Consider the following 17,010-nt stretch of genomic DNA (forward strand, 5'->3'; position numbering starts at 1 on the left):
GGGCTATGGTGAAGCACTTCAATGGCTGACGTCAAATTTTTACTTAGCCATGTGATTTACTGCACATTTTCGCCCACTTTTCCCTATAAATAATGCCCGCGAGAAGCGGTAATTAATTGTTCTTTGAAACGCTGTGCCGCATGGCTCTGTTCATGATGTTTAGACCACACCAGCCACATCTCTGAGACTGCATCCTGCTCGGCTATCTTCACCCAGCGCATTTCCGCCAGTTGTACCCGTTTAAATGAGGCCGGGAGAATCGATACGCCAAGCCCTGCGGCAACGAGACCAATGATCGTCATGGCTTCCCCCACCTCCTGCGCGATAGTCGGGACAAGGCCATATCGCCGCATCAGACCAAGAATATCGTCATACAACCCGGTACCCACCTGTGGGTCAAAAAAGACAAACGGCTCTTTCGCCAGTTCAGCCAGCGTGACGCTGTGCTGCGCGGCGAGCGGATGATCCCGGGGGATCATCGCCATCAGCGGTTCGCGGAGGATCACCTGCCACGCCAGGGTATCAGGCAACTGCGTGTTACGCATCAGCCCCAGGTCGAGCGATCCTTCGTTAAGCGGCGATATCTGCTCCCGGGTATTTATTTCGCGCGTCTGAATATGCACATCCGGAAAGTTACGGCGAAACGAGGATAGCGTTTGTGAAACAGCGCTGATAAAGGGGGCCGATGAGGTAAACCCGATGCGCAGCTCTCCCGTCTCCCCGAGATAAAGCCGTTCCGCTCTGGCGGCGGCGTCCTCCACCATACTCAGGATCTGTCGGCTATCGGCAAGAAACTGTTTTCCCGCCGCCGTCAGGCTCACGCTGCGGTTGGTTCGCGCCAGCAGACGCGCCCCGACCTGCTGCTCCAGGATCTGTATCTGCTGGCTTAGCGGTGGCTGAGAGATATTCAGCCTTGCCGCCGCACGACCAAAATGCAGCTCTTCGGCGACGGCGACAAAATAGCGTAGATGGCGCAGCTCGATATTCATATTTTTAAAGTATCATTTGAGATTATTAATATATTAGACAGAATATTTACATTTTCCTACCCTAATCTTGTGGTCATACCCGTCACCAGAAACCACGGGGATGTTTAAGCAAGGATTATGTGTGAGCCGTACAACGACCGTTGATATCGCGCCGGCCAGCGACATTGATGATTTACCCGCAGCACCGCAGCCGGTTCAGTTTATTAAACGTGGTACCCCCCAGTTTATGCGCGTCACGCTGGCGCTCTTCTCAGCGGGTCTCGCCACTTTCGCCCTGCTCTACTGCGTTCAGCCGATCCTGCCGGTCCTGTCGCATGAATTTGGCGTGTCGCCAGCCAGCAGCAGTATTTCGCTCTCCATTTCAACCGGGATGCTGGCGATCGGTCTGCTGTTCACCGGGCCACTTTCGGATGCCATCGGGCGTAAGCAGGTTATGGTAACGGCGTTAATGCTGGCCTCCGTGTGTACCTTGCTGTCCACCATGATGACCAGCTGGCACGGCATTCTGGTCATGCGCGCGCTGATTGGGTTATCCCTGAGCGGCGTGGCGGCGGTCGGGATGACCTATCTCAGCGAGGAGATCCACCCGAGCTTCGTGGCCTTCTCCATGGGGCTGTACATTAGCGGGAACTCTATCGGCGGGATGAGCGGACGGCTGCTCAGCGGTGTGTTTACCGATTTCTTTAACTGGCGCATTGCGCTGGCCGTTATCGGCTGCTTCGCCCTCGCTTCGGCGCTGATGTTCTGGAAAATCCTGCCGGAATCGCGCCATTTCCGCCCGACCTCCCTGCGTCCGAAAACGTTATTTATCAACTTTCGTCTGCACTGGCGCGATCAAGGGCTGCCCCGTTTGTTCCTGACCGGTTTCCTACTGATGGGCTCGTTCGTGACGCTGTTCAACTACATTGGCTATCGTCTGATGCTTTCACCGTGGCATCTTAGCCAGGCATTAGTGGGTTTGCTCTCTGTGGCATATCTCACCGGGACATGGAGTTCGCCAAAAGCGGGCGCCATGACCGCGCGCTTCGGCCGTGGTCCGGTGATGCTGGTATCCACCGCCGTGATGCTGTTCGGACTGCTGATGACGCTTTTCTCTTCCCTGTGGCTGATTTTTGCCGGAATGCTGCTCTTCTCTGCGGGCTTCTTTGCCGCGCATTCCGTTGCCAGCAGCTGGATTGGCCCACGCGCGCGCCGCGCTAAAGGTCAGGCTTCGTCACTGTATCTGTTCAGTTACTATCTTGGTTCCAGCATAGCCGGTACGCTCGGCGGGGTGTTCTGGCATAACTACGGCTGGAACGGCGTGGGCGGATTTATCGCGCTGATGCTGTGCGCGGCACTGCTGGTGAGCGCGAGCCTGCATAAACGATTGCATTAAATTTAATTGCACTGACGATATTGCATATTACGAAAGGCCAAATTTGATGGCCTTTCTTTTTAAATGACTTAAATCAACGAGTATTATAAGCGGCAATACCTGCGCCAACAATAGCCAATACACCCACCACTGCTTTAGCCTCTTTTACATGCTGGTTATGCATTATTGCTGCTTTATTAGCATTAACCGCGTTAGGGTCCAATGTAATAACATTGCTAAAATGATTCATGCAAGCTTCATCAACAGTTCCATTGAAGGTGCCCGAAAGTACTTTATCAGTTTTATTATCTATTGATAATGACAATGCACAAATATGGGTTGCCGTAGCACTGCCATAATTTCCAGTGGTGTCAGATGTTCCAACCGCCCCCCCAGAAAAACCGTTACCATATCCCTGATAACTGGAACCACTCACCGTCACAGCATTAGTATCAGTGCTAAAAGAACCGACAGACGTTGTCCCCTGATTACTATCCCACTGATACATCGTCTGACTGCCATTGATGGGCATTGTACGTGTTGGTATCCCTAAATCAGTCATTGCTTCTGCCTTACTATGCCCAATAAGGGTAATTGTGGCATTTCTATACTGAGAAGGAACGGGTTGCATCGCGCAGCCACTTAGCAAAGGCGCTGCAATCGCGCAGAAAATAAATTTATTCATTATAAGAGTTGCCTATTAATTGACTTTGACGCATTGAATATCGCGCCAGGTAAGAATATTCCTATACACTCTTCTATATTTGACTATGAGAGCTATTTTCAACATTCAAATAATTCACCCAATCAATATAAACAACAATATTTATTTGCGCAGATTATTCGATAACATAGAATATCAACGTCATTTAAATAAGTAACATATGTTTTAATCAGATATGAACCTCTGTATGCTCGTTATGACATTCAAACACAACGAGAGCACAGAATGAAAAATAACCATTTTTATCAATCTCTTACAAAAACCTTCCAGCGCCTCTCCCGCTTCTCTCACCTCTCCTCCATCGCCAGCTGGGACATGTTCACCATGATGCCGCCAGGCGGCAGCGCCGCGCGCGGTGAAGCGCTGGCGGAGATGAGCGTCCTGCAACATCAGATCCTGACCGATAAAAAAGTGGGTGAATGGCTGGCGGCGGCGGCAGACGAAGATCTGAACGACGTTGAGCTGGCCAACCTGCGTGAAATGACGCGCCACTACCAGCAGGCAACTTTACTGCCGGAATCGCTGGTAGAGGCCAAATCGCTGGCGGGCAGCAGGTGTGAACACGCGTGGCGCACTCAGCGTCCGGCCAACGACTGGCAGGGCTTTTCAGCCAACCTGAAAGAGGTGGTGAAACTCAGTCGTGAAGAAGCCCGCCTGCGCGCTGAGGCTAAAGGCTGCACGCCTTACGACGCGCTGCTGGATATCTTTGAACCCGACATGACCAGCGCTCGCCTGGATGTGCTGTTCGGCGATCTGAAGTCCTGGCTACCGGAGTTGCTGGCAAAGGTTGTGGAAAAACAGGCTCAACGATCGTTCGTTCCGCCACAGGGTCCCTTCCCGACCGCCACGCAGCGCGAGCTGGGCCTGGAAGCGATGAAAATGCTTGGCTTCGATTTTAACGGCGGTCGTCTGGACGTTAGCGCCCACCCGTTCTGCGGCGGCGTGCCGGAAGATGTGCGTATCACCACGCGTTACGATGAAGATGAACTGCTCAGCGCGCTTTTCGGCGTGATCCACGAAACCGGACATGCCCGCTACGAGCAAAACCTTCCGCGAGCATGGGCCGGTCAGCCCGTTGCGCTGGCGCGCTCTACGGCGATCCATGAATCCCAGAGCTTGTTCTTTGAAATGCAGCTAGGCCGCAGCGACGCTTTCCTGAAGCATCTGCTTCCGGCGGTTCATGCCCGTTTCGGTAGCCAGGCGGCATTCAGCGAAGAGAATTTTATTGCCTGGAACCAGCGCGTGAAGCCGGGCTACATCCGCGTTGATGCGGATGAAGTGAGCTATCCGGCGCATGTGGTGCTGCGCTATGAGATCGAGCGTGCGCTGATCAATGGCGAAATTGAAGTCGATGATATTCCCGCGTTATGGGATGAGAAAATGCAGGCCTGGCTTGGGTTATCCACCAAAGATAACTACCGCAACGGCTGTATGCAGGATATCCACTGGACCGACGGCGGTTTTGGCTACTTCCCGTCTTACACGCTGGGAGCAATGTATGCGGCACAGCTGTTCCATGCCGCCAAAACTGCGCTGCCCGGGTTGCAGGCATCCATCGCCGGGGGCGATTTCTCGGCGCTGTTTGACTGGCTGCGTCAGAATATCTGGCAGCACGGCAGCCGTTTCAGCACATCGCAGCTCATCACCCAGGCCACGGGCGAAGACCTGAATATCCGCTACTTCCGCGAACACCTGACGTCCCGCTATCTGTAACCGAACGCGCCGGGGGTCCACCCCGGCGTTGTACATACGGTTACACGCCGATACCAATCACTCACGGAAACCCCGAATTTACAGGGATATAGTTATTTCAACGGCCCCGCAGTGGGGTTAAATGAAAAACCAAATTCGAGGGTATGAAAATGAAAAAAGTATTAGCTCTGGTTGTTGCCGCTGCTATGGGTCTGTCTTCCGCTGCATTCGCGGCTGAAACTACCGCCACCGCAGCGCCTGCGGCTTCCACCGCTGCTCCGGCCAAAACGGTTCACCATAAAAAACATCACAAAGCGGCTAAACCAGCGGCAGAACAGAAAGCGCAGGCCGCTAAAAAGCACCACAAAAAAGCGGCAAAACCAGCGGTAGAGCAGAAAGCACAGGCGGCTAAAAAGCATCACAAAAAAGCAGCAAAACACGAAGCGGCTAAACCTGCTGCACAGCCAGCAGCGTAAGAGTACAAGCTTAACCGTGCCCTTCGGGGCACGTTGGTAAACCGGCGCTGAACGGGTTTGCGGTCAGCGCCGTTTTTTTATCCGGAGGGCGTATGCTGCGGCGCTATCGGTTTGAGTTCATTCTTATCCTGCTAATTTTATGCGCGCTCATCGCCAGCCACTTTTATCTTTCCTGAATGTAGCACGCTGATTTTACTCCCACTTTCTCGCCGTCGCGTCTATAGTATTTTTATAGGGATCACTTTTAATAATCATAATTACCCCCCACCAGAGTGTGATATGCGTAAATCTGTTGTGTTGTTACTGGGAACGTTTAGCCTTTTTGCTGGCTTTTCACATGCGGATGATGGCGACGATGACGCCATTAGCGCCAAAGAGGTAAAGACGCTGTTTTTTGGTCATGACGATCGTACGCGTGTCACCGATCCTACCGAATCGCCCTGGGATGCCATCGGGCAACTGGAAACCGCCAGCGGCAATTTATGTACTGCAACCCTCATTACGCCACGCCTTGCGCTGACGGCGGGTCATTGCCTGTTAATGCCGCCTGAAGGCAAACCGGATAAAGCGATCGCCCTGCGCTTTGTGTCGCAAAAAGGAATATGGCGCTACGAAATTCACGGTATTGAGGGGCGGGTGGATCCGTCGCTTGGCAAACGCCTGAAACCGGATGGTGATGGCTGGATTGTGCCGCCCGGGGCGGCCTCCTGGGATTTCGGGCTGATCGTTTTACGTTATCCGCCGTCCGGGATCACCCCGCTGCCGCTCTTTGATGGCGATAAAGCCGCGCTCACCGCCGCCCTGAAAGCCGCCGATCGAAAAGTAACGCAGTCAGGCTACCCTGTTGATCACCTCGATTCGCTGTACACCCATACGGACTGCGTGGTGACGGGTTGGGCGCAAAACAGCGTGCTGTCGCATCAGTGCGATACGCTACCGGGTGATAGCGGATCGCCGCTGATGTTAAAAACCGATAACGGCTGGCAGCTGATTGGCGTTCAAAGTTCTGCGCCAGCGGCGAAAGACCGCTGGCGCGCCGATAACCGGGCGTTGTCGGTGACCGGTTTTCGCGACCGGCTGGAAGCCCTGGCGCAGCAGTAGGTCACTCAGGCCAGTTTAATCATGATCATGCCGGCGAGCAGTAATACCAGCCCTATCCAGCCTTTATTGTTTAAACGCTGCCCGAACATAATCCAGCCTGCCGCCAGGGTGGCGGCAATACCGAAGCCACCCCACAGCGCATAGGCCACGGACAGATCGATGCCTTTCACCGCCTGCGACAGGGCGCTAAACGCCCCCAGAACCGCGGCAATCGATAACAGGCCGTAGGCTTTGCGACGAAAACCGTCGGAGAACTTCAGAAAGACGTTCGCAATAATTTCCAGAACGATGGCGAAAGCCAGCCAGGCCGCGTGGATCCATTCAAACTGCTGCATGGGTCTGCTCCTTCTGCTGTTTTGCCGGTTTGCGTGTACCCGATTTAATCAGCACGATACCCGCGACCAGGGTCGTCAGCCCGGCAATTTTCATTGTCGTCAGGGTTTCATCAAATAACATGACGCTAAACAGCGTAATCAATAAAATACCAACACCTTCCCACAATGCGTATGCCACGCCCAGCGCGATTTTTTTAACCGCGAAAGAGAGGAAAATATAGGAAAGCGTAATCATGACCAGCATCAAAATAAAACCGGTGCTGCCATCACTCACGCTCGCCCATTTCATCGACAAGGTGCCGGTAATTTCAGCGACGATCGCCAGAGCTAATAAAATCCAGTAAAACATGTTTTTTCTCCTGCTTAAGAATATAATCCATCGAGGCTCACTGCGGACAGCAAACCAAAAAATTGGGAATTAAATCAGTTAGCTAAGCGCATAGCGCCAGCTCAGGCAGAAGACGTGACTATAGGGCGGAACGCCAGTGTTGCTCACCAGAAAGCAGGCAGAGGGAGGTTGAAAACAGAGCAGAGTTGTTTGAAAAATACGTCCTGAACAAATTGTCCATAAAATTACAATTATCCGCGGTGTTGCTTCTCGTCTTTGCGGATGAAAATTGTCCTCGGTAGTTGAACACGCCTGATTTGTATCATAAGCCAGGAATTTACTCAAAGCCTTTTCATTTCTTTACCCAGTCTGTTTGATTTTGGTTAGTTTTTTTAATCCGCTTTCCCCTCTATTATAAATAAAAAACTGTTCAGGAAAGTCCATGGCCAAACCTATTATCACCCTCAACGGGCTTAAGATCGTCATCATGCTGGGCATGCTGGTGATCATTCTGACCGGCGTTCGTTTTGCGGCCGATATCATCGTGCCTTTTATCCTGGCGCTTTTTATCGCGGTGATCCTCAATCCACTGGTGCAGCGAATGGTGCGTCTGCGCATCCCGCGTGTGCTGGCGATAAGCCTGCTTATCAGTATTATTATCGTTGCGATGGTGCTGTTAGTCGCCTATCTGGGAACCTCCCTGAACGAGCTGGCGCGGACGCTACCGACATACCGCTCTTCCCTGGCGACCCCGCTGCTGCAAATTGAACCTTGGCTGCAACGCGCGGGTATCGAAGTCTCGGTTGAGGAACTGCTTAAATACATCGATCCGAATGCCGCCATGACGATTGTCACCAGCCTGCTGGCACAACTCTCCAACGCCATGACCTCAATTTTCCTGCTGTTCCTGACGGTTGTGTTTATGCTGCTGGAAGTTCCACAGCTGCCTGCAAAGCTCCAGCACATCATGGTGCGTCCGGTAGAGGGAATGGGCGCCATTCAGCGCGCGCTCGACAGCGTTTCACGCTATCTGGTGCTGAAAACGGCCATCAGCCTGGTGACGGGATTAGTGGTCTGGGGGATGCTCGCCGCGCTGGATGTGCGTTTTGCCTTCGTCTGGGGGCTGCTGGCCTTTGCGCTCAACTATATTCCTAACATCGGCTCCGTGCTGGCGGCGATCCCCCCTATCCTTCAGGTGCTGGTTTTCAGCGGTTTGTATGATGCCCTGATTCTGCTGGCAGGCTATCTGGTGATTAACCTTGTCTTCGGGAACATTCTTGAACCACGGATAATGGGACGCGGGCTGGGGCTTTCAACCCTTGTAGTGTTCCTGTCCCTGATTTTCTGGGGCTGGCTGCTCGGGCCTGTCGGCATGCTGCTCTCCGTTCCGCTGACAATTATTGTCAAAATTGGCCTCGAGCAGACCGCCGGTGGACAAAGTATCGCTGTACTGCTGAGCGACATGAGCCATAAGGCCGATTAATTGTCCATCGACAGCATGGGCTTGCCCGTTCTTCCCGCTTCGCGATAGTTGCCTACTGCCCGCTGCCATTCCGACAGCGGGTAGAGGGTGACATCGCTGCACTGACTGGCGCGCAGTTTAGGCCAGATGCGCCGAAACTCCGCCTGCCACGCCTCAGCGCTCAGCGCGTCCAGATAGTTACGAATGTGAAACCACGCCACGCGCGGCAACGGCCGCTGCTGCCGGAAGGTCTGCCCGGAGAGCAGCCCGTAGCAGACAAAGGTGCCGGTTTCGGGCATCACGCTCAGGATCGTCTCCGCCAGGCTGCCGCCCGTGGCGTCGTACACCACGTCTGCGCGCGCGGCGGCAGCGTTGACGGCGGCCATATCGTGTTGCGCAATCGGGACGATCCCCTTTTCAGCCAGACGTTGAGCGTGCACGGGCGAGCGATGGATCCCGTAAACCGCCTCTGCACCCGCCTGGCGTGCCCATTGCCCGAGCAGAACGGCGCAGTCAGAACCGGCAGCGGTTAGCAGCACCGTTTTCCTGACCGGAGGATAGCGGTCCAGCATCATCTGTGCGGCAAGCGGGTTGATATACGCCCGCGCGGCAAGTAGCGAGTCGACGTCGTCCGGGACGGGAACCGCATACGCCGCCGGGCAGTCGACATAGCGCTGCCAGGTTCCCTGCCCCCGTAACGGCAGGACCCGCTTGCCCAGCAGCGCCGGATAAGCGGCGGGCGTTTCGGTCACTATTCCGACCCCTTCATAACCGGCTATCGCAGGCAGCGACGTGCGATGGCGATATGCCCCGGTGATGGGAATGAGATCGGAGGCGTTCACCGGAGAAAAAAGCATGCGCACACGTATCTCTCCCGGCTGTCGCGGGGACAATGGTGTGGTTTCCGCTTGCAGTACCGATTCAGGCTCACCAAACCGGCGATACCAGAGGGCCAGATTACGCATTGCGATCGCGCCACCCCATTTCCGGTGCGACATGTTTCAGGATGGACTCGATCACATGTGCGTTGTATTCCACGCCCAGCTGATTCGGCACGGTAAGCAACAGCGTATCCGCTTCCGCGATCGCTTCATCCTTTTTCAACTGTTCAATCAGCTTGTCTGGCTCTGCGGCATAGCTGCGTCCGAAAATGGCCCGCGTTTTCTCATCCAGATAGCCCACGCTGTCGCTCTCATTGCGGCTTGAACCGAAATACATCCGGTCGCGTTCGTCCATCAGGGCAAAAATACTGCGGCTGACCGAAACGCGTGGCTGACGGGTATGCCCTGCCTCAGCCCAGGCCTGTCGGTAGGCACGGATCTGTTTTGCCTGCTGAATATGGAACGGCTCGCCGGTTTCATCATCTTTCAGCGTTGAGCTTTGCAGGTTCATCCCCAGTTTTGCCGCCCATACTGCCGTTGCATTAGAGCCAGCCCCCCACCAGATACGATCGCGTAAGCCTTCTGAATGCGGCTCCAGACGCAACAATCCCGGCGGGTTTGGGAACATCGGCTGTGGGTTAGGCTTCGCAAACCCTTCACCGCGTAATACATCAAGCAGTACCTCAGTGTGGCGGCGCGCCATATCAGATTCGGTTTCCCCTTCCTGCGGCACGTAACCAAAATAACGCCAGCCATCAATCACCTGCTCCGGGGAACCCCGGCTGATACCAAGCTGTAATCGCCCGCCGGAGATGAGATCTGCCGCGCCAGCATCTTCCGCCATATACAGCGGATTTTCATACCGCATGTCGATCACGCCCGTCCCGATTTCGATACGTTTGGTTTTCGCGCCTATTGCCGCCAGCAAGGGGAATGGCGAACTGAGCTGGCGGGCAAAGTGGTGCACACGGAAATAAGCCCCGTCCGCGCCCAGCTCTTCGGCTGCGACCGCCAGATCGATGGACTGTAGCAGCGTGTCAGCCGCGGTTCGCGTGCCGGACTGGGGTGACGGCGTCCAGTGACCAAACGACAAAAATCCAATCTTTTTCATAGTGGAGTATCCTGATAAAGCATTGCGTTATCCCTACTCTACGCATTAACGAATGAGAATAAATGGTGATTATTTAACGGAATGCTTCAAATAAACTGACAGAAATACGCAAATCGCAGGCTGCCTTCCCGCAGAGGAGGCATTCTCCTGACATCTCATAATGGGATATAGTGTGAACTATTCTCTTTTTAACAGGTAACATCAGCAATGGCTCTGATCCCCAAAAACTACGCACGGCTGGAAAGCGGCTACCGTGAAAAAGCGCTAAAAATCTACCCCTGGGTTTGTGGACGCTGCTCGCGTGAGTTTGTTTATTCAAATCTTCGTGAACTCACGGTTCACCATATCGACCACGATCACACCAATAACCCGGAAGATGGCAGTAACTGGGAGCTGTTGTGCCTGTTTTGTCACGATCACGAACACTCAAAGTACACCGAAGCGGATCAGTATGGCACCACCGTTGTCGCGGGTGAGGATGCGCAAAAAGACGTGGGTGTCGCCACGTTTAACCCCTTTGCCGATCTCAAGGCGATGATGGACAAGAAGAAGTAATATCGACGGCTTCACTGCCCATACCTGCCGTATGGGCACTTATATTCCTTAAACATTTCATTAAATACCCTTTCCGCCAGATTTGCCTCGCCGCCATTCTGGACATAACCCTCGCCCTCCTGCACCCGTACGACGTCACTCCTCGTTCCCCCTTGATCTTTGCTATCAATATACAATACTGTATATAAATACAGTATTTATTAACGGTGATCATAATGCAGTTTTTCACCCCACCTGGCGATACCAGAGCGAGCTGACCATGTTTGCACTGTGTGATGTGAACGCTTTCTATGCTTCCTGTGAAACGGTTTTTCGCCCGGACCTGAAGGGACGACCGGTGGTCGTGTTGTCCAATAACGATGGGTGCGTCATCTCTCGCTCCGCTGAAGCCAAACCCTTTGTGAAAATGGGTGAACCGTACTTCAAACAGAAAGATCGCTTCAGGCATCATGGCGTGGTTTGTTTCAGCAGTAATTATGAACTTTACGCGGATATGTCCAACCGGGTAATGAACACGCTTGAAGAGATGTCGCCTCGTAGCGAAATATACTCCATTGATGAGATCTTTTGCGATCTTACCGGGGTACGTAATTGTCGCGATCTTTCCGATTTTGGGCATGAAATGAGAGCGACCGTACTGCAACGCACCCATCTGACCGTCGGGGTGGGCATCGCACCCACAAAGACGCTGGCGAAACTGGCAAATCACGCGGCAAAACGCTGGCAGCGCCAGACGGGAGGCGTTGTTGATTTATCCAATGTGGATCGTCAGAGAAAGCTGATGGCGGCGCTACCCGTCGAAGACGTTTGGGGGGTAGGACGTCGCATAGCGAAGAAGCTTGAGATGATGGGGATTAAGACCGTCCTGCAACTGGCAGACACCGATATCCGGTTCATAAGAAAACATTTCAATGTCGTGCTGGAGAGAACGGTGCGTGAATTACGGGGCGAACCGTGTCTTGAACTGGAAGAGTTTGCCCCGGTAAAGCAAGAAATCGTCTGTTCGCGCTCGTTTGGCGAACGCATCACCGAATATGACGATGTACGCCAGGCCATCTGTAGTTATGCCGCCCGGGCAGCAGAAAAACTTCGCAATGAGCATCAGCATTGCCGCTTTATCTCCGTATTTGTTAAAACCTCGCCCTTCGCGCTTAACGAGTCATATTATGGCAATAGCGCGTCGGTAAAACTGCTTACCCCAACCCAGGATAGCCGGGATATTATCGGCGCATCAGTTCGTTGTCTGGATGCGGTCTGGAAGAACGGCCATCGGTACCAGAAAGCCGGCGTGATGCTGGGAGATTTTTATAGCCAGGGCGTCGCGCAACTTAATCTGTTTGACGACAACGCACCCAGGAAAAACAGCCAAAAGTTAATGGATGTATTAGACCATCTGAATGCTGAAAATGGCCGTGGCACGCTTTACTTCGCGGGACAGGGTATTCAGCAGCCGTGGCAGATGAAACGGGAAATGCTTTCACCCCGCTACACAACCCGCTTTGCGGATCTCCTCACTGTTAAGTGATATTAACAATTGCTGCTAAGTTGTAAATTTCTCCTTGCCGGACCGGACAAATCGGTTATCGTGCCAGGCAACTTTCACAGCAATAAAAGACAGTGGGATGCGCTATGGCGGTTTTTGATGGTCACAATGACCTGTTGCTTAATTTATGGCTTCACCATCGCCAGGATCCGGTAACGGCCTTCTTCTCCGGCATTGAAAACGGACACCTCGATTATCCGCGCATGCAGCAAGGCGGATTTTCCGGCGGGCTGTTCGCGCTGTTCGTGCCGCCGCAGGAGTATATCGCCCGCATGGCGCCACAATACGCCTGCGAGCCGTGGCAGCCGGTCGACATTCTCTGGCAGCAGCTGACGATCCTTAAGCAGCTTGTCGCCCACTCCGACGGCCGGGCGCGATTGTGCCTGAGCGCGGCGGATATCGAACGCTGCCGTCAGGATAAGGTGCTGGCGATGGTAGCGCATATTGAGGGCGCGGGCGGTTTTGACGGCGAGGGAGGCGATCTACAGGCTTTCTATGCCGCCGGGGTGCGTAGCATTGGGCCTTTCTGGAACATTGCTAACCGTTTTGGCACCGGCGTTAACGGGGCGTTTCCCGGCAGCCCGGACAGCGGCCCAGGGCTTACCGCAGAGGGTATCGCCCTCATTAAGCACGCTAACGCCCTGAACATGCTGATTGACGTTTCGCATATGAATGAAAAGGCGTTCTGGGATACCGCTCGTCATTCCTCATCACCGCTGGTCGCCACCCACTCCAACGCCCATACGCTGTGCCCGCAACCGCGCAATCTGACCGATCGGCAGCTGCTGGCTATCCGCGACAGCGGCGGCGTGGCTGGCGTCAATTTCGGCAACGCGTTTCTGCGCGCCGACGGTAAACGCGATAGCGATACCCCGCTGAGTACGATTGTTCGCCATATCGACTATCTTATTAACATCATGGGTGACGATCATGTCGCGCTGGGGTCCGATTTTGACGGCATTACGTTGCCTGATGACTTACACGATGTGAGTGGTTTACCGCGGCTAATCAGCGCGTTGCGTGACAGCGGCTATGATCAATTTGTGCTGAATAAGCTGCTGTGGGGTAACTGGCAAAAGGTATTGCAAAATGTTTGGCAACAATAGGTTACGTTGTAAACATTAAGTTAATTCCTTACATCTTTCGGGTTGAGCTTTGCCCTCCTGTGACGCATTATTTGATGACCATCACAAAACTGGCACAAACAATGGCGTTGGTGCTGCATTTTTAAAGAGGAAAAAACGATGTGGAAGAAACCTGCTTTTATTGATTTACGTCTTGGCCTGGAAGTGACCCTGTACATTTCCAACCGCTAATCGCTCTGCCCGCCATCCGTGCGGGCATTTTTGTTTGACTACCTGGCCCATCTTCATGTTTATTAAAGTCCTCGGTTCCGCCGCTGGCGGTGGTTTCCCCCAGTGGAACTGTAACTGCGCCAACTGTCAGGGTTTGCGCGACGGTACCCTTCAGGCGACCCCTCGCACCCAGTCGTCGATCATCGTCAGCGATAACGGCAAAGAGTGGGTGCTGTGTAACGCCTCCCCCGATATCAGCCAGCAGATTGCCCATACGCCAGAACTGAATAAGAAAGAGGTTCTGCGCGGCACGCATATTGGCGGCATTATTCTCACCGATAGCCAGATTGACCACACCACCGGGCTGCTCAGCCTGCGCGAGGGGTGCCCGCATCAGGTATGGTGTACGCCGGAGGTGCATGAAGATCTTTCCAGCGGATTCCCGATTTTTACCATGCTCCGGCACTGGAACGGCGGCCTGATTCATCACCCGATCGCGCCGCTCACCGCCTTTAGCGTGGAAGCCTGCCCTGATTTGCAGTTTACCGCTGTCCCCATCGCCAGTAACGCGCCGCCCTATTCGCCGTGGCGCGACCGCCCGCTGCCGGGGCATAACGTGGCGCTGTTTATCGAAAACCGCCGCAACGGTCAGACGCTGTTCTACGCACCGGGTCTCGGTGAACCCGATGACGCCATCCTGCCGTGGCTTAAAAAAGCGGACTGTCTGCTGATTGACGGCACCGTCTGGCAGGACGATGAACTCCAGGCCACCGGCGTCGGGCGCAATACCGGCCGCGACATGGGCCATCTGGCGCTCGGCGATGAACACGGCATGATGGCGCTGCTGGCCTCGCTGCCGGCAAAGCGCAAGATTCTGATCCACATTAATAACACCAACCCGATCCTTAACGAGCAGTCGCCGCAGCGTCACGCCCTCGCGCAGCAGGGAATAGAAGTGAGCTGGGACGGGATGAACATCACGCTTCAGGACTAACTATGCACATTCGCGAAACGCTCTCGCCGCAAGAGTTTGAGCACGCCCTTCGGGCGAAAGGCGCCTACTATCATATTCACCATCCGTACCATATCGCGATGCATAACGGCGAGGCCAGCCGCGAGCAGATCCAGGGCTGGGTGGCGAACCGGTTTTACTACCAGACGACGATCCCACTGAAAGACGCGGCAATTATGGCGAACTGCCAGGATCCGCACACGCGTCGCAAATGGGTGCAGCGGATCCTCGATCACGACGGCAGCAACGGTCATGACGGCGGTATCGAAGCCTGGCTACAGCTGGGCGAAGCCGTGGGGCTCAGCCGCGAGGACTTAATCAGCGAACGCCACGTGCTGCCCGGCGTCCGTTTCGCCGTCGACGCTTACGTTAACTTCGCCCGCCGCGCCAACTGGCAGGAGGCTGCATGCAGTTCGCTCACCGAACTGTTCGCCCCGCAAATCCATCAGTCGCGTCTCGACAGCTGGCCACAGCACTACCCGTGGATCAAAGAGGAAGGCTATTTTTATTTCCGCAGCCGCCTCAGCCAGGCCAGCCGCGACGTTGAACATGGTCTGGAGCTGGCGAAGCGTTATTGCGATAGCGCGGAAAAGCAGAATCGGATGTTGGAGATCCTTCAGTTCAAACTCGATATCCTGTGGTCGATGCTCGACGCGATGACCATGGCCTACGCGCTACAGCGTCCGCCTTATCACACGGTCACCGACAAAGCGGCCTGGCACACAACCCGACTGGTATAAGCATGCAAAAAAACTCCATCGTCGCCTTTCGTCGCGGCTATCGCCTGCAATGGGAAGCCGCTCAGGACAGCCATGTCATCCTCTATCCGGAAGGCATGGCTAAACTCAATGAGACCGCCGCCGCGATCCTCGAACTGGTCGATGGCCAACGCGACGCGGCGGCCATCATTGCCATACTCAACGAACGGTTCCCGGAAGCCGGCGGCGTGGATGACGACGTCGTAGAATTCCTGCAAATCGCTTATCAACAGAAGTGGGTTATTTTCCGTGAGCCAGAATAAACCTGCCGTCAATCCACCGCTGTGGCTGCTGGCGGAGCTGACCTATCGCTGTCCGCTACAGTGTCCTTACTGCTCTAACCCGCTGGACTTCGCCCGGCAGGATCAGGAGCTGACCACCGAACAGTGGATTGAGGTTTTCCGCCAGGCGCGGGCGATGGGCAGCGTGCAGATAGGTTTTTCCGGCGGCGAACCGTTGACGCGTAAAGATCTGCCGGAGCTGATCCGCGCCGCCCGCGATCTCGGTTTTTATACCAACCTGATCACCTCGGGAATTGGCCTGACGGAAAGCAAGCTCGACGCATTCAGCGAGGCCGGTCTGGACCATATCCAGATTAGCTTCCAGGCCAGCGATGAAGTGCTCAACGCTGCGCTGGCGGGGAATAAAAAAGCCTTCCAGCAGAAGCTGGCGATGGCCAAAGCGGTTAAAGCGCGCGATTACCCGATGGTGCTGAATTTCGTCCTGCACCGGCATAATATCGATCAGATCGATAAAATCATCGAACTGTGCATCGAGCTGGACGCCGACGACGTCGAACTTGCCACCTGCCAGTTCTACGGTTGGGCGTTCCTTAATCGTCAGGGGCTTCTGCCGACGCGGGAACAGATTGCCCACGCGGAACGCGTGGTTGCCGAATATCGGCAAAAAATGGCCGCCAGCGGCAATCTGACCAACCTGCTGTTTGTCACTCCCGATTATTACGAGGAGCGGCCCAAAGGCTGCATGGGCGGCTGGGGGTCGATTTTCCTCAGCGTGACCCCGGAAGGCACGGCGCTGCCCTGCCACAGCGCGCGCCAGCTGCCGGTGGAATTCCCCTCGGTGCTTGAGCAGAGCCTGGAATCCATCTGGTATGACTCTTTCGGCTTCAACCGCTATCGCGGATTTGACTGGATGCCGGAGCCGTGCCGCTCCTGCGATGAAAAAGAGAAAGACTTCGGCGGCTGCCGCTGCCAGGCCTTTATGCTCACCGGGAATGCGGATAACGCCGATCCGGTGTGCAGCAAATCGCCGCATCATCATAAAATCCTCGAGGCGCGACGCGAAGCAGCCTGTAGTGATATGAAGATCGGTCAGCTTCAGTTTCGCAACCGAACCCGTTCTCAGCTTATCTATAAAACCCGGGAACTGTAACG

The 17,010-nt window shown here is 54.6% G+C and carries 21 protein-coding genes; 14 read left to right on the forward strand and 7 right to left on the reverse strand.

Going from position 1 to position 17,010, the window contains the following annotated elements; all coding sequences use genetic code 11:
• Nucleotides 1–83 precede the first annotated feature (83 nt).
• A complete protein-coding gene (locus tag ACOTX4_RS09445; protein WP_017694088.1) occupies nt 84–989 on the reverse strand; it encodes a LysR family transcriptional regulator in 906 nt (301 codons plus the stop codon).
• Between the two features lie 121 nt (nt 990–1,110).
• Between ACOTX4_RS09445 and ACOTX4_RS09450 the strand changes: the two genes are divergently transcribed.
• Nucleotides 1,111–2,364 (forward strand): MFS transporter, encoded by a 1,254-nt coding sequence (locus ACOTX4_RS09450; protein ID WP_045332223.1) that lies wholly within the window; start codon nt 1,111–1,113, stop codon nt 2,362–2,364.
• Between the two features lie 73 nt (nt 2,365–2,437).
• On the opposite strand, the gene ACOTX4_RS09455 is transcribed toward ACOTX4_RS09450, so the two are convergent.
• Nucleotides 2,438–3,028, reverse strand: coding sequence for a hypothetical protein (locus ACOTX4_RS09455; protein ID WP_123922060.1), 591 nt, complete (start codon nt 3,026–3,028; stop codon nt 2,438–2,440).
• A 264-nt stretch (nt 3,029–3,292) separates the two neighbouring features.
• On the opposite strand from ACOTX4_RS09455, the gene ACOTX4_RS09460 reads away from it, so the two are divergent.
• From ACOTX4_RS09460 to ACOTX4_RS09475, 4 genes are all read left to right on the forward strand, one after another.
• Entirely contained in the window at nt 3,293–4,780 is a 1,488-nt protein-coding gene (locus ACOTX4_RS09460) for a carboxypeptidase M32 (RefSeq protein WP_032609092.1), read from the forward strand.
• Between the two features lie 149 nt (nt 4,781–4,929).
• Nucleotides 4,930–5,235 (forward strand): acid resistance repetitive basic protein Asr, encoded by a 306-nt coding sequence (gene asr / locus ACOTX4_RS09465; RefSeq protein WP_003857459.1) that lies wholly within the window; start codon nt 4,930–4,932, stop codon nt 5,233–5,235.
• A 92-nt stretch (nt 5,236–5,327) separates the two neighbouring features.
• Nucleotides 5,328–5,411: a hypothetical protein gene (locus tag ACOTX4_RS09470; RefSeq protein WP_057979992.1), complete on the forward strand. Its 84-nt coding sequence runs from the start codon at nt 5,328–5,330 to the stop codon at nt 5,409–5,411.
• Nucleotides 5,412–5,514: 103 nt separating this feature from the next.
• Nucleotides 5,515–6,336 carry a trypsin-like serine peptidase gene (locus tag ACOTX4_RS09475; RefSeq protein ID WP_003857461.1) on the forward strand — a complete coding sequence of 274 codons (822 nt, stop codon included), beginning with the start codon at nt 5,515–5,517 and terminating at the stop codon, nt 6,334–6,336.
• A gap of 5 nt (nt 6,337–6,341) precedes the next feature.
• Here the strand turns inward: ACOTX4_RS09475 and mdtI are convergent, their stop codons facing one another.
• The 3 genes from mdtI to ACOTX4_RS09490 all read right to left on the reverse strand — a co-directional run bounded on the left by mdtI (nt 6,342) and on the right by ACOTX4_RS09490 (nt 7,309).
• A complete protein-coding gene (gene mdtI, locus ACOTX4_RS09480) occupies nt 6,342–6,671 on the reverse strand; it encodes a multidrug/spermidine efflux SMR transporter subunit MdtI (protein WP_003857463.1) in 330 nt (109 codons plus the stop codon).
• On the reverse strand, nt 6,658–7,020 hold the full coding sequence (gene mdtJ / locus ACOTX4_RS09485) for a multidrug/spermidine efflux SMR transporter subunit MdtJ (protein ID WP_003857465.1): 363 nt from the start codon (nt 7,018–7,020) through the stop codon (nt 6,658–6,660). Before mdtJ ends, mdtI begins: the two co-directional genes overlap by 14 nt.
• Before the next feature lie 118 nt (nt 7,021–7,138).
• On the reverse strand, nt 7,139–7,309 hold the full coding sequence (locus ACOTX4_RS09490; protein ID WP_006808891.1) for a hypothetical protein: 171 nt from the start codon (nt 7,307–7,309) through the stop codon (nt 7,139–7,141).
• 132 nt (nt 7,310–7,441) lie between these two features.
• Between ACOTX4_RS09490 and ACOTX4_RS09495 the strand changes: the two genes are divergently transcribed.
• The gene (locus ACOTX4_RS09495) at nt 7,442–8,482 is read left to right on the forward strand and encodes an AI-2E family transporter (protein ID WP_003857467.1); all 1,041 of its coding nucleotides are present in this window, start codon (nt 7,442–7,444) and stop codon (nt 8,480–8,482) included.
• On the opposite strand, the gene ACOTX4_RS09500 is transcribed toward ACOTX4_RS09495, so the two are convergent.
• The gene (locus ACOTX4_RS09500) at nt 8,479–9,426 is read right to left on the reverse strand and encodes a zinc-dependent alcohol dehydrogenase family protein (RefSeq protein WP_023314055.1); all 948 of its coding nucleotides are present in this window, start codon (nt 9,424–9,426) and stop codon (nt 8,479–8,481) included. The two genes, ACOTX4_RS09495 and ACOTX4_RS09500, sit on opposite strands and share 4 nt — an antisense overlap.
• Nucleotides 9,419–10,453 carry an LLM class flavin-dependent oxidoreductase gene (locus ACOTX4_RS09505; RefSeq protein ID WP_003857470.1) on the reverse strand — a complete coding sequence of 345 codons (1,035 nt, stop codon included), beginning with the start codon at nt 10,451–10,453 and terminating at the stop codon, nt 9,419–9,421. The genes ACOTX4_RS09500 and ACOTX4_RS09505 overlap by 8 nt, the downstream gene beginning before the upstream one ends.
• A gap of 207 nt (nt 10,454–10,660) precedes the next feature.
• Here ACOTX4_RS09505 and yajD point away from each other — a divergent pair, with 207 nt between their 5' ends.
• From yajD to pqqE, 8 genes are all read left to right on the forward strand, one after another.
• Nucleotides 10,661–11,008, forward strand: a complete 348-nt coding sequence (yajD, locus tag ACOTX4_RS09510) for an HNH nuclease YajD (protein ID WP_003857471.1) — start codon at nt 10,661–10,663, stop codon at nt 11,006–11,008.
• A gap of 259 nt (nt 11,009–11,267) precedes the next feature.
• The gene (locus ACOTX4_RS09515; protein WP_023314054.1) at nt 11,268–12,533 is read left to right on the forward strand and encodes a Y-family DNA polymerase; all 1,266 of its coding nucleotides are present in this window, start codon (nt 11,268–11,270) and stop codon (nt 12,531–12,533) included.
• 104 nt (nt 12,534–12,637) lie between these two features.
• A complete protein-coding gene (locus tag ACOTX4_RS09520; protein ID WP_045332214.1) occupies nt 12,638–13,657 on the forward strand; it encodes a dipeptidase in 1,020 nt (339 codons plus the stop codon).
• 138 nt (nt 13,658–13,795) lie between these two features.
• Complete coding sequence (gene pqqA / locus ACOTX4_RS09525) at nt 13,796–13,867, forward strand: pyrroloquinoline quinone precursor peptide PqqA (protein WP_002905689.1); 72 nt, start codon at nt 13,796–13,798, stop codon at nt 13,865–13,867.
• 55 nt (nt 13,868–13,922) lie between these two features.
• Nucleotides 13,923–14,840: a pyrroloquinoline quinone biosynthesis protein PqqB gene (gene pqqB, locus ACOTX4_RS09530; protein ID WP_003857504.1), complete on the forward strand. Its 918-nt coding sequence runs from the start codon at nt 13,923–13,925 to the stop codon at nt 14,838–14,840.
• A gap of 2 nt (nt 14,841–14,842) precedes the next feature.
• Nucleotides 14,843–15,598, forward strand: coding sequence for a pyrroloquinoline-quinone synthase PqqC (gene pqqC / locus ACOTX4_RS09535; RefSeq protein WP_063938300.1), 756 nt, complete (start codon nt 14,843–14,845; stop codon nt 15,596–15,598).
• A gap of 2 nt (nt 15,599–15,600) precedes the next feature.
• A complete protein-coding gene (gene pqqD, locus ACOTX4_RS09540) occupies nt 15,601–15,879 on the forward strand; it encodes a pyrroloquinoline quinone biosynthesis peptide chaperone PqqD (RefSeq protein WP_022651047.1) in 279 nt (92 codons plus the stop codon).
• A complete protein-coding gene (pqqE, locus tag ACOTX4_RS09545) occupies nt 15,866–17,008 on the forward strand; it encodes a pyrroloquinoline quinone biosynthesis protein PqqE (protein ID WP_023324563.1) in 1,143 nt (380 codons plus the stop codon). Before pqqD ends, pqqE begins: the two co-directional genes overlap by 14 nt.
• Nucleotides 17,009–17,010: the final 2 nt, after the last annotated feature.

It is taken from the genome of Enterobacter cloacae complex sp. IR5459 (assembly GCF_049238005.1).
Lineage (GTDB): Bacteria > Pseudomonadota > Gammaproteobacteria > Enterobacterales > Enterobacteriaceae > Enterobacter > Enterobacter hormaechei_C.

Bases quoted from the DNA above. Each gene is read 5' to 3' on its own strand.
- pqqC (WP_063938300.1), top strand. From the start codon at position 14,843: ATGCACATTCGCGAAACGCTCTCGCCGCAAGAGTTTGAGCACGCCCTT.
- ACOTX4_RS09505 (WP_003857470.1), bottom strand. From the start codon at position 10,453: ATGAAAAAGATTGGATTTTTGTCGTTTGGTCACTGGACGCCGTCACCC.
- ACOTX4_RS09500 (WP_023314055.1), bottom strand. From the start codon at position 9,426: ATGCGTAATCTGGCCCTCTGGTATCGCCGGTTTGGTGAGCCTGAATCG.
- asr (WP_003857459.1), top strand. From the start codon at position 4,930: ATGAAAAAAGTATTAGCTCTGGTTGTTGCCGCTGCTATGGGTCTGTCT.
- mdtI (WP_003857463.1), bottom strand. From the start codon at position 6,671: ATGCAGCAGTTTGAATGGATCCACGCGGCCTGGCTGGCTTTCGCCATC.
- pqqD (WP_022651047.1), top strand. From the start codon at position 15,601: ATGCAAAAAAACTCCATCGTCGCCTTTCGTCGCGGCTATCGCCTGCAA.
- ACOTX4_RS09520 (WP_045332214.1), top strand. From the start codon at position 12,638: ATGGCGGTTTTTGATGGTCACAATGACCTGTTGCTTAATTTATGGCTT.
- ACOTX4_RS09475 (WP_003857461.1), top strand. From the start codon at position 5,515: ATGCGTAAATCTGTTGTGTTGTTACTGGGAACGTTTAGCCTTTTTGCT.
- ACOTX4_RS09470 (WP_057979992.1), top strand. From the start codon at position 5,328: ATGCTGCGGCGCTATCGGTTTGAGTTCATTCTTATCCTGCTAATTTTA.
- pqqB (WP_003857504.1), top strand. From the start codon at position 13,923: ATGTTTATTAAAGTCCTCGGTTCCGCCGCTGGCGGTGGTTTCCCCCAG.
- ACOTX4_RS09515 (WP_023314054.1), top strand. From the start codon at position 11,268: ATGTTTGCACTGTGTGATGTGAACGCTTTCTATGCTTCCTGTGAAACG.
- ACOTX4_RS09495 (WP_003857467.1), top strand. From the start codon at position 7,442: ATGGCCAAACCTATTATCACCCTCAACGGGCTTAAGATCGTCATCATG.
- ACOTX4_RS09460 (WP_032609092.1), top strand. From the start codon at position 3,293: ATGAAAAATAACCATTTTTATCAATCTCTTACAAAAACCTTCCAGCGC.
- mdtJ (WP_003857465.1), bottom strand. From the start codon at position 7,020: ATGTTTTACTGGATTTTATTAGCTCTGGCGATCGTCGCTGAAATTACC.
- ACOTX4_RS09445 (WP_017694088.1), bottom strand. From the start codon at position 989: ATGAATATCGAGCTGCGCCATCTACGCTATTTTGTCGCCGTCGCCGAA.
- yajD (WP_003857471.1), top strand. From the start codon at position 10,661: ATGGCTCTGATCCCCAAAAACTACGCACGGCTGGAAAGCGGCTACCGT.
- ACOTX4_RS09455 (WP_123922060.1), bottom strand. From the start codon at position 3,028: ATGAATAAATTTATTTTCTGCGCGATTGCAGCGCCTTTGCTAAGTGGC.